This is a genomic window from Pleomorphovibrio marinus (genome assembly GCF_003347495.1).
In the GTDB taxonomy this organism is placed as follows: domain Bacteria; phylum Bacteroidota; class Bacteroidia; order Cytophagales; family Cyclobacteriaceae; genus Pleomorphovibrio; species Pleomorphovibrio marinus.
Window position 1 is genome coordinate 697,392 of record NZ_QCXY01000001.1, and the last position, 13,071, is coordinate 710,462.

Consider the following 13,071-nt stretch of genomic DNA (forward strand, 5'->3'; position numbering starts at 1 on the left):
TACCGATATTGGTGATACAGCCTTTCCCTTCTATCTCTAAATCTGGGTTATTTAAATTTCTGGTTATTTAAATCAATCTGTTCTTTAACCCACTGAATATAACGCATTTTTTTGAAATCAAACCACTGTTGCCGATACTCGCCAGAGTTATCAATCTGCCACTTAAAATTCTGAAAAGGCTTCGGCCTGTTTAATGCGTTAATCAGTTTTTTTCGAAGTCCATTATCCTCCATGCTCTCTGCAAAATCCTCCATTATTTGAAAGGATTCATGAGAATCAAATCTATCGAATTCAAAAAAATCAGCCCTATTTGCATCAATTTCATTAGCTTCTTCCTCCCATAGTTCTTCGTCAGCCCCAATCCAACTATCCGAATCGAGAAATGCCTTTATTTCGCCAGTCTTGAGATTATAAAAGCATCTCATACCGCAATCCAGATTTTCCGCAATTTCTTCTATTTGTTTTTCAGTTAATTTCATATGATTATAATTTGTTTTTTAAAGGCCATATAGCCTGCCCCGAACTCGCTTCGGGGGAATCTCGCATCTCCCCGATAGCTATCGGGGCATCCCAGTGTGTGACGTTTTCGTCATGCCCTGACTGCCGTCAGGAAAGGCTCGATTTCATAGGATTATAATTTGCTTTTTAAAGGTCACATCTGCCCGACTCTCAGGGGAATCTCTCAACCCTTATAGCTATTCGAGGGGCATCCACCACTGTGTTGCTTGCGTCATGCTCAATTTTAACTGTGTGTTTTTGAAAACAATTATCAGAAAAAATACCTCACAAAAAAATCTAAATTATTGCTTGGAAGTAAGGGGGATTGGTCGTAAGCAGCACCAATAGATAGGCCTCGGTAAATTCGCCCTTCTAAAGTAAAAATACTCCTTAATTCATTGATCCTAAGCAGGTAGGAGAAATTTACTTTTTTGTCGTAACTCAGAAAAACCCCGGCATCTATTTCCGTTTTTAATTCGGTATACAAAAGCACATACGGGGCTACTATTAACCTATCATTAATTGCGAAATCATAAGATGTATTCACAACAAAGGCTCTTTGGGTGGTTATAAAACCTTCATCATCCAATTCCTGGGTTACTCCTATTGTATTTCTATAGGAGGCTCCAAGTTTAAATGCTTTCCATTGAAATTGAGCCCCCAAATCCATATCTGGCGAAAGCCGGAACGAACGCCCTGTCTCATTGTGGGGCAATTGGTAGTCGGACCAATTGACTATATCTGAATGTAAAGCAAGCCTGCCACCTAACGTCAAATTACTATTAGTCCCTAGCGAGATAATTTTACCATACCCACCATATAGAGAGTTTCTACTGAAAAAAGAGTAATTATCATTCATATAACCAACGGTGAAGTAGGAATTCTTATCTTCATTTATGCTCAAATAATCCGCATAGAATGTTGGGCTTTTTTCCCATATGCCTTCATTTTCGGGAACGATTTTGGAGCGGCTGTAGAGCAATAGCCGTTGGCTTTCCTCTCCCATTTCAGGAAGTGAAGCCGGGTTGTAAAATAGCATGTCCTGCTGGTATGCGCTTGGCCGCATATTGTACTGAGCCATGGTGAATATTGGCAGAAGAGTGCAAAAAGCAAATAATAAAAGTCTTTTCATCTGTTTATAATTGTTTTTTAATGGTCAGATGGAATCTCGAATGTTCAATAATCCTCCCTCTGTGTGTCGTCTTGGTCATACCCTGACTGCCGTCAGGACAGGCTCGATTTCATCTAAGCAAATTAAATTCTGTTGTGGTATTGATAATAAAATTCCCCAATTCTGATGTATGGCCTCCCCCTGGGTAAGTGTAAAACTCAACTTCACCTCCAGCCGCAAGAATACCGTCTCTGGCGTCGATGGAGTTATAGTAAGGGACAATCTGATCATCGTCACCGTGATGCAAGATGACTTTTCCGGTAGGCAACCAGCCCTCATGGTTGGAATTGCGTTGCAAAACAGTTTCATAAGCTACATCATTCCCATTAAGTAGGTTTGTTCTAAAATAGGGCTTGAACACTATTTCAGGATCAGAAGAAGGGGTGAGAATGGATGACATCTGGTCGTAAACCGGATAGTTATAAAGCTGGTCTGTAGGACGCTTTAGTTCTGAGAACTTGTTGATCGAATAAACTGCCCAAGAAAATATAGGCATAATCAATACTTCTTCACCCGCTCTTCCCATCTTATCATTATGAAAACGTTCAAAGTTATGGGGGCCAGCCAAATGCGAGCTTCCTAATACATTAAATTCGGAAGGGTATTGTTCTTGGACGAATCTGTGCGTAGCCAAACTTGCCGCACCACCTTGTGACCAACCGGCAAGGAATAATCTGTTGTCATAGGACAACTCTGTGTTATTCAGGATAAATTGTTTTGCGGCCAGTAATCCGTCCATATTGGAAACAAACATTTCTTCCATATACATATAGGGATGATCGGTGCCTATCGTGATGCCATAACCTATATAATCTGGCATAAAAACTGTGTAGCCAGCGGAGGCCCAACCCAGCCCCATATTTCTAACATCTCTGTTTTTGTCTGTTTCCCCGGCGTAGTTGGAAGGCGAAATATCATTGGCTCCTAATATTTCAGAAGGCAATTCAGTACCATGGGTGTACATTAGTAAATCGGCTCTATCTACCCCCTGAGGCACAATAATCAACCCACGGGTATCAATAGGTCTTCCCATGTATTGGGTTCTATAGGTCAGCGCATAAAATTCAACACCATATTGAGCAACTGTACCTCCATCCAGTTCATTCATCCTGGATACTATCTCGTCTCTGCTCAGGCTTCCTCTTTCAATTATTTCCACAATAACACCTCGCTCTGCAGGAGCGAAGGATTCTTCATTTGTGCAGCTTGATATAAAAAACCAGAGTAGAAATGCTGAAAATACCACTTTCTTGCTTTTTTTCAACATAGGTGCCTATTTTTGGGTTAATTGAAATAAATAAAATAGCAATATTAAAATCTTAACTGTCTTAGGCTCTGAATGTTTAGTAAGGAGGAGAAATTTTTTTGTTTATTTTAAATATTTGTGGATTAAGTAATACTAAATACGACTATAGGCTTTTTATTCTCTTTAAAACCTCCTTGAAGAGTCCGATGCAGAAATAAGTCCGGCAGCCATCATAATTACTTCTTTTACAAGCAATAGTCCGGTAACAGATAAATAAGGAAAATCCATAATATGGGGCTGTAAAGTCCCCGCCAAGATTTGGAACATACACTTCGGGATTGGAAATTAAAAAGTAGATGTAACCAATGACATTACAAGTTTTAACAGATCGACAAATGCCCTGTTCCAAAAACAATGCTCCATCATCTGTTTTCGATCCTATATTATTTATTCAATCGGCATTGGTTATGCCAATTTGGCAGAAATTCAAAATTGGAACATGTCTTGATAATCCGATCTTGTTTAAGGTAAAGAATTGTTTCATTTCATAAAATAGCGTAACCATGCAGGAGAAAGGTACCATCTCGATCCATACCGAGAATATTTTCCCCATCATCAAGAAATTCCTCTATTCAGACAACGAGATTTTCCTAAGAGAACTGGTCTCCAATGCCGTGGATGCCACCCAGAAAATCAAAAGGCTGGCCTCCCTGGGCCAATACAGCGGAGACCTTGGGGACACCACCATTGATGTGAGCTTCAACAAAAAGAAGAAAACTATCACAGTGTCGGACAAGGGCATAGGCATGACTGCCGAGGAAATCAAAAAGTACATCAACCAGATCGCCTTCTCCGGTGCCACCGAGTTCGTGGAGAAGTTTAAGGAAGCCAAGGACGCCAACGAAATTATCGGGAAGTTTGGCCTTGGTTTCTACTCGGCCTTTATGGTGGCCGACAAGGTGGAAATCCACACCCTCTCCCGAGAGGAAGGAGCCGAGCCCGCCAAGTGGGTCTGCGACGGTAGCACCGAGTTTGAAATCAGCCCCGGAGACAAAAAGACCAGGGGCACGGATGTGATTCTGCATATCAACAAGGATTCAGAGGAATTTTTGGAAAAACACAAAATCCAGGAAATCCTGGATAAATACGCCAAGTTCCTCCCCGTACCCATACGCTTCGAAAAGAAAAGCGAAAGCGTGGAAGACGGCAAGGACGAGGAAGGCAACACCAAGTGGAAATCCGTGGAAGTGGACAACATCATCAACGATACCACTCCCATCTGGACAAAATCCCCCAACGACCTCAAGGACGAGGACTACCTGAAATTCTACAAAGAACTGTATCCCTTCAGCGAGGATCCCCTCTTTTGGATACACCTGAATGTGGATTACCCCTTTAACCTCACCGGGGTGCTTTACTTCCCCAAGATCAAAAACGAGTTTGAGCTCCAGAAAAACAAGATCAAGCTTTTTAGCCGACAGGTCTTTATAACCGATGAGGTGAAAGACATCGTGCCGGAATTCCTGATGCTGCTGCACGGGGTGATCGACTCCCCGGATATTCCGTTGAACGTCTCCAGAAGTTTCCTTCAAGCCGACAGCAACGTAAAGAAAATCAACAACTACATTACCAAAAAGGTGGCAGACAAGTTGGCCGAACTGTACAAAAAAGACAGGAAAGCCTACGAGGAGAAATGGGGGGACATTGGCCTCTTTGTAAAATACGGCATGATCAGCGAGGACAAGTTCTACGAAAAAGGAAAGGATTTCACCCTTCTGAAAAACACCAAAGGGGAGCATTACACCCTTGAGGAATACAAGGATAAGGTAAAGGCCATTCAGACCGACAAGGACGAGCAGACCATCTATCTGTATGCCACCGATACCAATAAGCAAGATGCCTTTATCCAGTCAGCCTATAAAAAGGACTATGACGTGCTCCAGATGGACTCGCCTATAGACAGCCACTTTATCCAGCACCTGGAGGGCAAGCTGGAAAAAACCCAACTGAAGCGGGTGGATTCCGACGTGGTGGAGAAGCTTATCAAAAAGGACGATGGCTACGCCAACCTGCTTAGTGAGGAGCAATCCACCAAAGTAAAGGAGATCTTCGAAAAAGCCATCGACAATAAGACCTATTCAGTGGAAGTGGAAGGCCTAAGCCCGGAGGAACTCCCGGTCACAGTGACCATGGACGAATTTATGCGAAGGATGAAGGATATGGCGCAAACCGGAGGGGGCATGGGCTTCTACGGTGCTATGCCGGACAACTACAAAGTGGGCGTAAACGGCAACCACCCCGTGGTGGACAAGATCCTCAAGACGGAAGACGAAGAAAGCCAACTCAAATTGGCCAAGCAGTCCTTCGACCTGGCCCTGCTATCCCAAGGCCTGCTTAAAGGCAAGGATCTTACGGCCTTTGTAAAAAGAAGCGTGGATTTGATTTAAGGGCAACTATTCCAAAGTTTTAGGACTTTGGAATAGTTTTTTTACTTAATAAACCTACCAAGTAAAAAAACCTGGAGATCTGGGGTCGAATGATAATTTCTCAAAAACCACTAAAGAGGTTAGGCCCCATAAGCTCCCTGTTTTAGGAGTTACTATATTGGTAACTCCTAAAACAGGGAGCTTTTTTGGTTCTATGCTCTATGCCCTAATATATTGATGCAAAATTGAAAAACCACCGATCCACACAGTGCAGATAGGCAGGTACTATATTGATGCCCCGTAGCCAACTCCATCAAAGAGGTAACCCCTTTCTTTTCCCGATGCACCGGGTATATCGGTCCTGCCTTTGGCACTTTGTCTTTTCGTGTTTCATTGGAAGATCCATTGGTTGAAACCCATGGTTAGGACATCAGCCGTACCTAACACACTTGGTATTTCCATGCTTCCACTCTGAAACCGTGGATTGAACCCCAACTGTGCACAATATAGGACTTCCTTACCTTTTTAAGGTTCGTGCATTTTTTGAATTACTCGGCCTTTGTAATTCCCCTACCAAGCCTAAGGCTTATGGAGTTAAAAGCCTGCTGGTTATTTTTGTGCTTACAAGGAAATTTTCTATTACGCTTTTAAGGCTTAAACCTTTCCTCCATCTTTCTGGCAAACTCCTCCGCCCATGCTTTCATCTTTTCCTCATATTCTTGGATCTTGGGGTCGTTTTCCAGTTTCCAAGCCTCCATTTGCTTGGCATACTCCTGCCACTTGGGTTCCATTTCCTGCTGCCAAACCTCCATTCTTTCCGCTATTTCCTTTTGCTTCTCGGCCATGCGTTCCTGGGAAATCTCCAGTTTTTCCTGCAGCGCCTCCAGCTTGGCCTCCATTTTCATGCGCATCTTCTCCCCGTCCGGACTGCTGTCCATCTGTATCATCACGATTTTGGAAATGGCCTTCCCCAGGCTATCCCCAAAATGCCTGTCCAATTTAAAATCAGTAGAAAGCTGTCCCAAAAAAGAAAGGTCTATGGGTGGTGCTGGGAGCGCTGTCAATTCCAGTTTCCCCGGTGGCAAAGAATCCCTGTCTGCTACCTTTTGCTTATAAATCACAATGGTCTTGTTTCTTTTATTGATGGAGTCTTGGCCGGCAACCTGCTCATTGGAATCTTTACCTTCCTCATGATAATCCCTCAGGGATCTGCTGTTGGGGGATAGGAAGCCCCCAATGGCGGATCCTACTTTTGGATCCTGTTCCTTTAGCATATCCCTGATTTCAGGTACCGGGGAGGAAATGTCGATTTCTTGATGAATGGAGGTGAAGGGCCAATGGCCCTCCTCCTTTTCCAAGGTAAAGGCGCCTAAGCTTATTACCAGGAGGGTTATTATCATGGTGATCATGATGGAAGGAGTTAGAGGTGAAGGATGATAGGGTACCTTGTACCCAAGAATTCTTTTGATCCTATTTAACAAGGGGAAGTTTTTTCCCTGTGCTGCGAGTACCAACGCCGGGGTTTGTTCGGCAGAATGATTTGCCACATGGGCAAGGCCTTTGGCCAAGTCTTCCGGCAAAATTCCGGCACCAAGCGCCATTTCATCTGCCGCTTCCTCCCTGGTCTCCTTGAGCTGCTGGTTGAGCCACCAGAAGCCAGGGTGGTAAAAAAAGAGCACCTCCATAAAGGACTGTATTAGGTTGCTGCCAAAATCCATCCTTTTCACGTGCGCCAGCTCATGGGCCAATATGGCCTCTAACTGCCGGGAATCCATCTGCAGGGCCAAGGCGGCAGGAAAGAGCACCACAGGTTTGAGCATACCGAAGGTGACAGGTGAGGAAAGTTCAGCCAGCACCCCTATCCTTACAGAAACAGAAAGGGATAGGCCTTGCTGAATACGACCCAAGGCTGAGGAAAAGAAGGAGGGCAAGGGCTGGGAGGGTTGCTTTTTCAAGTGGTTGAATGCCGCCACATCACCAGCCAGCCTTATCACAAAAACGAGTGCCCCCAACAGCCAGATATTTACCAAGGCTGGAATATATCCGGATAGGCGTAGCAAAAAGACATTTACATACCCCAGCAGCCCAGTCTCCATCGGCAAGGCAGATTTGTCATTAAGCATTTCCGGTAGCGTTACTACCAATAGGGGAAATTGTACCTGTTGGAATTCATAGATTAAAGTACCCACAAACACCAACAACATCAGCAATAGGCTTGCGAAGCCTATATTAAACCTTACTGCGGCTTTGCTGTTTTTCAGCAGGGCAGTAACTAGGGCAACTACCAGTGCGATTAGGGCAAACTGCCAAAGAGAATGCAGCAGGGTCCAGCCCAGGGCCTCTATCCAATGCGGAGGAATGAAAACGGGTAACTTTTCCATCAGGGTTTGGGGTTATTTTCAAGTTGGTCGAGGAATTTCCTTATTTCCTTAATTTCTTCCTTGGAGGGATTGGATTGTCCCAAGGCCTTCATTACCAATTTCTTAGAGGATCCGCCAAACGTCGCAGACATAAAGGTCCTGACCAGGGAATTTTGGGTGTCGGATTCATTAATCAATGGCCGGTAAATATGGCTTCTGCCTTCCTCTTCCCTTGCCAAAAAGCCCTTGGAGTGCATATTCTGCATCAATTTAAGAGTGGTGGTATAACCTGTGTCCTTGTTTACAGCTAATATCTCGTGCACTTCCCTTACACTGGCTTCTCCTTCACTCCAAAGCACTTGGAGGATTTCAAGTTCGGCAGCGGTGGGCTTGTTCGTTATATTCATATCTTCTGAAAACTTTAATACGATGCATTTCGTAGCAAAAATATACGATTCTTGTCGTAATCAAAAATCCTTTACGATTTAATTCGTATTAAATTTTGTTAAAATTTGTACTCAATTTGAAACTTTCTACTTTTGTCGGCACTTAATGGAGGGATATGTGTTTGATTGCGTTTAAATGGATGGATCATCCCGTTTATAAATTGGTGCTAGTAGCCAACCGGGATGAATATTATGACAGGCCGAGTCAGGGTCTGCACAAATGGGAGGAAGGATTTTATGCGGGCAAAGACCTAAAAGCGGGAGGTACCTGGATGGGTTTTCATCCAAGCGGAAAATTTGCTGCGCTTACCAATTATAGGGATATTCCAAATGAACTGAATATGTCCCAAAGCCGTGGTGATTTGGTGAAAAACTTTCTTACAGGCAATCTGGGCCCCAAAGAATACACTAAGGAGCTGGAATCAAAAAAATTTGATTATAATGGTTATAATCTACTGGTAGCCGAGGGAAAAGAAATGTATTATTCCTCCAATTACATGGAAGGTAACTTGAAGGTGCCAAGTGGTCTGCATGGATTGAGTAATGCTTTGTTAAATGTACCCTGGCCAAAGTTGTCCGCGGCAAAGGCCCAGCTGTCCAAGAAAACAGATGCAACTCAGCTCTGTTTGGATAGTTTGTTACAACAGCTTCAATCCAAAGATACCGTTGAAGACTTGTTCCTCCCAAAGACAGGATTGGAATACCAACACGAAAAGGCAGTTTCGGCCCAGTTTATAGAAGTGAAGAATTATTATGGTACGGTAAACACCACGGCCCTACTTTGGGGGCATGACGGGAAGGTGAGGATAAAGGAGCGAAGATTCATTCCAAAGCTAGAAGAGAATTCAGTGGAATTTGGGGTTAAATCCCTCTAATCACGGGGCTAATTGGAACTACTTAGCCCTTTTAACGCTTTATTAACAAATGAAAAAATTGGAAGTTTTGATAGTAGGTGGAGGCCCAATTGGCCTAGCCTGTGGAATAGAGTCACAAAAAAGCAATTTGGATTACCTGATTGTGGAAAAGGGGGTCTTAACCAACTCTATTTTTCATTACCCCTCCAACATGACGTTTTTCTCCACCTCGGAGAAGTTGGAAATGGCCAACATCCCTTTTATGTCTATTGCCAACAAACCAACCCGAACCGAAGCACTAGAATATTACCGCAGGATAGTAAAGCACTACAAGCTGAAGATTAACCTCTACGAGGAGGTGAAATCGCTGGAAAAAGTGGAAGGGGGATTTAGGGTTAGCACCAGCAAGGACGAATACTATACCGAAAAATTGATACTGGCTACTGGGTTTTACGACTTGCCCAACAAGATGAACGTACCTGGCGAGGACCTTCCTAAGGTTTCCCACTACTATAAAGAGCCCTGGCCCTATATTGGTCAAAAGATCATTGTGGTAGGAGGGGGAAATTCTGCTGTGGATGTGGCCTTAGAGACTTGGAGGAAGGGGGCAGATGTAACCATGGTGGTAATGAAGCCTACTATCGACCAAACCGTAAAATACTGGGTACTTCCGGATATCGAAAACCGCATCAAGGAGGGTTCCATCAAAGCCCATTTCAATACCACTATAAAATCCATTGAAAAAAGTACTGTCACAATTTCCACTCCAGAAGGGGAACTAACTTTGGAAAATGATTTTGTACTAGCCATGACAGGGTACAGGCCCAATTTCGCTCTGTTGGACCAACTAGGCGTAGAACTGAGCTTAGATGAGCGAAAACGCCCTTGTTTAGACGGAAACAGCCAAGAATCCAATGTACCGGGTCTTTATTTGGCAGGGGTGGTATGTGGAGGATTGAATACCAGGGAGTTTTTTATTGAAAACACCATTGTACATGCAGAATCCATAATAGGTGATATCGTCAAGAAGAAAACCTTACAGGCTCAATGAGGATTGGGTAATTGATAGCTCAAGGGCACTGCCAGAATAAAAGTAGTTCCCTTCCCTACTTTACTGGTCACGCTTATCTTTCCCCCAAGTTTGCCGGCATTTTGATAACAAAGGTACAAGCCCATACCCGTTCCTTTTTCGTTTGCCGTTCCAAAAGTAGATTTTACTTCCAATTCAGAAAGACCGCTGATTTTGTTTGCCGGAATTCCTATTCCCGTATCTTCCACCTTAATCAAGGCCTCCTGCTCATTGTGGTTGATGGTTACCTTTACCTTTCCTCCTTCCTTGGTGAATTTTATGGCGTTTTGGATGAGGTTTCTCACTATAAGCAAGAGCCGGTCGGTTTCGATTTGCACCTCGGGGTTGTTCACATATTCCACCTCAAGTTCCAAGCCTTTTTGGTGAGCGATGGTGTTCATGATGCCAAGGGTATCAGTGAACAAGGTCTTTAGATCGATGGCCTTTACCTTGTTGGTTTGGTTTTTGAGTTCAAGGGTGGACCATTCCAGGATGTCTTCTAGCAGATTGTGCGTTCTTTTGGTGCTTTTTAGCAACTCTTCGTGAAGAAAGGAGATTTCTTCCTTGGTAAGGTCATGGGAAGAATTGATTAGCTCCAAGGCCTGAAGTATGGACATCAGGGGATTTTTTAGGTCATGGGAAATGATAGCAATGATCTTGTCTTTTTGAAGGTTTGCATTGGATAGTTCCCGGTTAGCTACTGCAAGTTCCCTTTTCTTGATATCTGCATCCCTTTTTTGCACGGAGTAAAAATTCTTAAGGGTAAGTACCAAAAAGGTCAGTCCTATAATGGATGCAATGTAGATAAAGGTGTGATCCAGATAAACCAGATTATCATCCCCGTAATGGTTGGATATCCTATCCCCATAAAAAAGGCCTATGTAAAATAAAACCATAAAAAACACAAGGTTGACCAAGGTCCAGAAATAGGCTAATTTAGTGGGAGAGATGCATACCAGCACCAGTTGCATAATGAAAAAGAGATATACTGTTGGGCCTGATATCCCATCCTTGAGAAAGAAGCTGATAGCAATTGCAGGATAGGTCAGCCCACCAAAAATACACAATGCCAACTGGTACCTCTGCTTTACTCTAAGCTGGTACCATATCCACCAGAGAACTGGTAAAATAACAAAGGCTGCTATAGAAATGGCAAATTGACTGATAAAAAAATTATATACAGCCAATATAAAAACGTAAGCAGTCAAAATCCCAAGGGTGAGGTTGAATACCCACTTCTCCATCAAAATGGTCTCTTGCCAAAAAAGTAGTTTTTTTAGGGCCTTGATCATCTACTAATCGAAGTTATTATCCCGTTTCTCATTAGCTATCTGATCATTCGAAGACTGAAACAAATTTAAATTTGCGACCATCAAAAAGTCCTTTGTCACTTAATTTCAATTCAGGAATGACCAAAAGGGCCATAAAACTCAATGTCATGAAGGGAGAAGCCAATTTACTCCCCATACCTTTGGCCATCTTATCCAATTCCATGTAGGTTTTGGCCACTTCATACCCATCCTCTGAGGACATAAGGCCAGCTACTGGAAGGGGTAGGGACTTAAGCGAGCCTCCATCATAGGCCGACAAGCCCCCTTTGGTCTCAATTACAGCATTTACGGCTTCCTTCAAGGCTTCATCACTACTACCCACTGCTATAATATTATGGGAATCGTGTGCCACCGAAGAAGCAATGGCACCCTTTTTAATGCCGAATCCTCGAATATAGGCTAAGGAAGGTGCTGCTTGTTGATATCTGTTGATTACGGCTATTTTCAATATGTCATTTTGTAAATCCGGCAAACCTCCATTTCTAACTGGGATTTTTTCCCAATCTGTCATTAATTGACCTTCTTTGGCAACAATAACATTTAAACTACCCCCCTTTGTTTTGCATGAAAATTCGTCTGTACTTAATTTTCCAATATCAAATTTATTAATAATTTTATTATTTTCCGAATGAATATAATTTATACCTTTCTCATAGACCAATTGCCCAAAGATATAGGTGGCTTCCACCTCAAAATCCAACAAATCCCTGACTAGGATGAAATCCGCATGATCCCCTACCCGTAATAACCCAACATCTAGTCCGTAATGCTGCACTGGGTTTAGGGAAGCTGCCCTGAGCACGTCAAAAATATCTTTCCCCTTTGCCAAAGCCCTTGCCGCAAGTTGATTGATGTGCCCTTCCAACAAGCTGTCAGGGTGCTTATCGTCGGAGCAAAACATTAGGCGATCCGGATGCTTGTCCATCAAGTCGATCAATGCCTCGAAGTTCTTGGCCGCACTACCTTCCCTTATGGCTACCTTCATTCCCAACCTTATTTTATTTTGCGCCTCCTCGTAGGTAAAACACTCATGATCGGTACTTATACCTGCTGCTGCATAACGGTCCGCCTCTTCTCCCAATAAGCCTGGGGCATGTCCATCTATGGGTTTACCGAATTTCTTAGCCAAGGCCAATTTTGCCATCACTTCTTCGTCCTTATGGATTACACCTGGCCAGTTCATCATTTCAGCCAAATAGCAAATTTCCGGTCTGGAAAGCAATTGTTCGGTTTCCCCTAGCCCAAAATTTGCGCCAGCAGTTTCGAAGGAGGTAGCTGGCACGCAGGAGGGGGCACCAAAATAAAATTTCAGTGGAACACTTTTGCCGTTTTCAATCATATAATCCACTCCCTCCAATCCACAAACATTGGCAATTTCGTGAGGGTCTGATACGGTGGCTACTGTGCCGTGGACCACCGCCAGTTTGGCAAATTCAGAGGGGACTAAAAGGGAAGATTCAATATGCACATGCGCATCCACGAAGCCCGGTAAGATAAATACCCTGGGCGCATCATCTAACTTGATGATACTGTGTATCTTGTTGTTTTTGACAATTACCTCTGCCGGATAAATGCTTCGCTCAAAAATGTCAACCAATTGGCCTTTTATGCTAAAATTGTTGTTTTCCATTCTATCCTAGTTATTCAAGTTGAGTGAAAGTCCTTCCTTA

General features: G+C 43.4%; 10 protein-coding genes. 3 read left to right on the plus strand and 7 right to left on the minus strand.

What is annotated here, in order from left to right; translation table 11 throughout:
- Positions 1 to 47 precede the first annotated feature (47 nt).
- The 3 genes from DB520_RS02970 to DB520_RS02980 all read right to left on the minus strand — a co-directional run bounded on the left by DB520_RS02970 (position 48) and on the right by DB520_RS02980 (position 2,936).
- Positions 48 to 479, minus strand: coding sequence for a UPF0158 family protein (locus DB520_RS02970; protein ID WP_114748144.1), 432 nt, complete (start codon positions 477 to 479; stop codon positions 48 to 50).
- A gap of 290 nt (positions 480 to 769) precedes the next feature.
- Positions 770 to 1,630: a type IX secretion system membrane protein PorP/SprF gene (locus tag DB520_RS02975; protein ID WP_114748145.1), complete on the minus strand. Its 861-nt coding sequence runs from the start codon at positions 1,628 to 1,630 to the stop codon at positions 770 to 772.
- Positions 1,631 to 1,739: 109 nt separating this feature from the next.
- Positions 1,740 to 2,936 (minus strand): alpha/beta hydrolase family protein, encoded by a 1,197-nt coding sequence (locus DB520_RS02980; RefSeq protein WP_114748146.1) that lies wholly within the window; start codon positions 2,934 to 2,936, stop codon positions 1,740 to 1,742.
- Between the two features lie 542 nt (positions 2,937 to 3,478).
- Here DB520_RS02980 and htpG point away from each other — a divergent pair.
- Complete coding sequence (htpG, locus tag DB520_RS02990) at positions 3,479 to 5,362, plus strand: molecular chaperone HtpG (protein ID WP_114748147.1); 1,884 nt, start codon at positions 3,479 to 3,481, stop codon at positions 5,360 to 5,362.
- Between the two features lie 626 nt (positions 5,363 to 5,988).
- Here htpG and DB520_RS02995 read toward each other — a convergent pair.
- The gene (locus DB520_RS02995) at positions 5,989 to 7,722 is read right to left on the minus strand and encodes a M56 family metallopeptidase (protein ID WP_114748148.1); all 1,734 of its coding nucleotides are present in this window, start codon (positions 7,720 to 7,722) and stop codon (positions 5,989 to 5,991) included.
- Positions 7,722 to 8,108 carry a BlaI/MecI/CopY family transcriptional regulator gene (locus DB520_RS03000; RefSeq protein WP_394340925.1) on the minus strand — a complete coding sequence of 129 codons (387 nt, stop codon included), beginning with the start codon at positions 8,106 to 8,108 and terminating at the stop codon, positions 7,722 to 7,724. Before DB520_RS03000 ends, DB520_RS02995 begins: the two co-directional genes overlap by 1 nt.
- 155 nt (positions 8,109 to 8,263) lie before the next feature.
- Here DB520_RS03000 and DB520_RS03005 point away from each other — a divergent pair, with 155 nt between their 5' ends.
- Positions 8,264 to 9,022 (plus strand): NRDE family protein, encoded by a 759-nt coding sequence (locus DB520_RS03005; protein WP_114748149.1) that lies wholly within the window; start codon positions 8,264 to 8,266, stop codon positions 9,020 to 9,022.
- Positions 9,023 to 9,071: 49 nt separating this feature from the next.
- A complete protein-coding gene (locus tag DB520_RS03010; protein ID WP_114748150.1) occupies positions 9,072 to 10,052 on the plus strand; it encodes a YpdA family putative bacillithiol disulfide reductase in 981 nt (326 codons plus the stop codon).
- On the opposite strand, the gene DB520_RS03015 is transcribed toward DB520_RS03010, so the two are convergent.
- Together DB520_RS03015 and ade are read right to left on the minus strand one after the other, a co-directional pair.
- Complete coding sequence (locus DB520_RS03015) at positions 10,046 to 11,362, minus strand: sensor histidine kinase (protein WP_114748151.1); 1,317 nt, start codon at positions 11,360 to 11,362, stop codon at positions 10,046 to 10,048. The genes DB520_RS03010 and DB520_RS03015 overlap by 7 nt on opposite strands.
- A gap of 43 nt (positions 11,363 to 11,405) precedes the next feature.
- Positions 11,406 to 13,031 (minus strand): adenine deaminase, encoded by a 1,626-nt coding sequence (ade, locus tag DB520_RS03020; protein WP_114748152.1) that lies wholly within the window; start codon positions 13,029 to 13,031, stop codon positions 11,406 to 11,408.
- Positions 13,032 to 13,071 lie beyond the last annotated feature (40 nt).

Bases quoted from the DNA above. Each gene is read 5' to 3' on its own strand.
- DB520_RS02975 (WP_114748145.1), bottom strand. From the start codon at position 1,630: ATGAAAAGACTTTTATTATTTGCTTTTTGCACTCTTCTGCCAATATTC.
- DB520_RS02995 (WP_114748148.1), bottom strand. From the start codon at position 7,722: ATGGAAAAGTTACCCGTTTTCATTCCTCCGCATTGGATAGAGGCCCTG.
- DB520_RS02980 (WP_114748146.1), bottom strand. From the start codon at position 2,936: ATGTTGAAAAAAAGCAAGAAAGTGGTATTTTCAGCATTTCTACTCTGG.
- DB520_RS02970 (WP_114748144.1), bottom strand. From the start codon at position 479: ATGAAATTAACTGAAAAACAAATAGAAGAAATTGCGGAAAATCTGGAT.
- DB520_RS03010 (WP_114748150.1), top strand. From the start codon at position 9,072: ATGAAAAAATTGGAAGTTTTGATAGTAGGTGGAGGCCCAATTGGCCTA.
- DB520_RS03015 (WP_114748151.1), bottom strand. From the start codon at position 11,362: ATGATCAAGGCCCTAAAAAAACTACTTTTTTGGCAAGAGACCATTTTG.
- DB520_RS03000 (WP_394340925.1), bottom strand. From the start codon at position 8,108: ATGAATATAACGAACAAGCCCACCGCTGCCGAACTTGAAATCCTCCAA.
- ade (WP_114748152.1), bottom strand. From the start codon at position 13,031: ATGGAAAACAACAATTTTAGCATAAAAGGCCAATTGGTTGACATTTTT.
- DB520_RS03005 (WP_114748149.1), top strand. From the start codon at position 8,264: ATGTGTTTGATTGCGTTTAAATGGATGGATCATCCCGTTTATAAATTG.
- htpG (WP_114748147.1), top strand. From the start codon at position 3,479: ATGCAGGAGAAAGGTACCATCTCGATCCATACCGAGAATATTTTCCCC.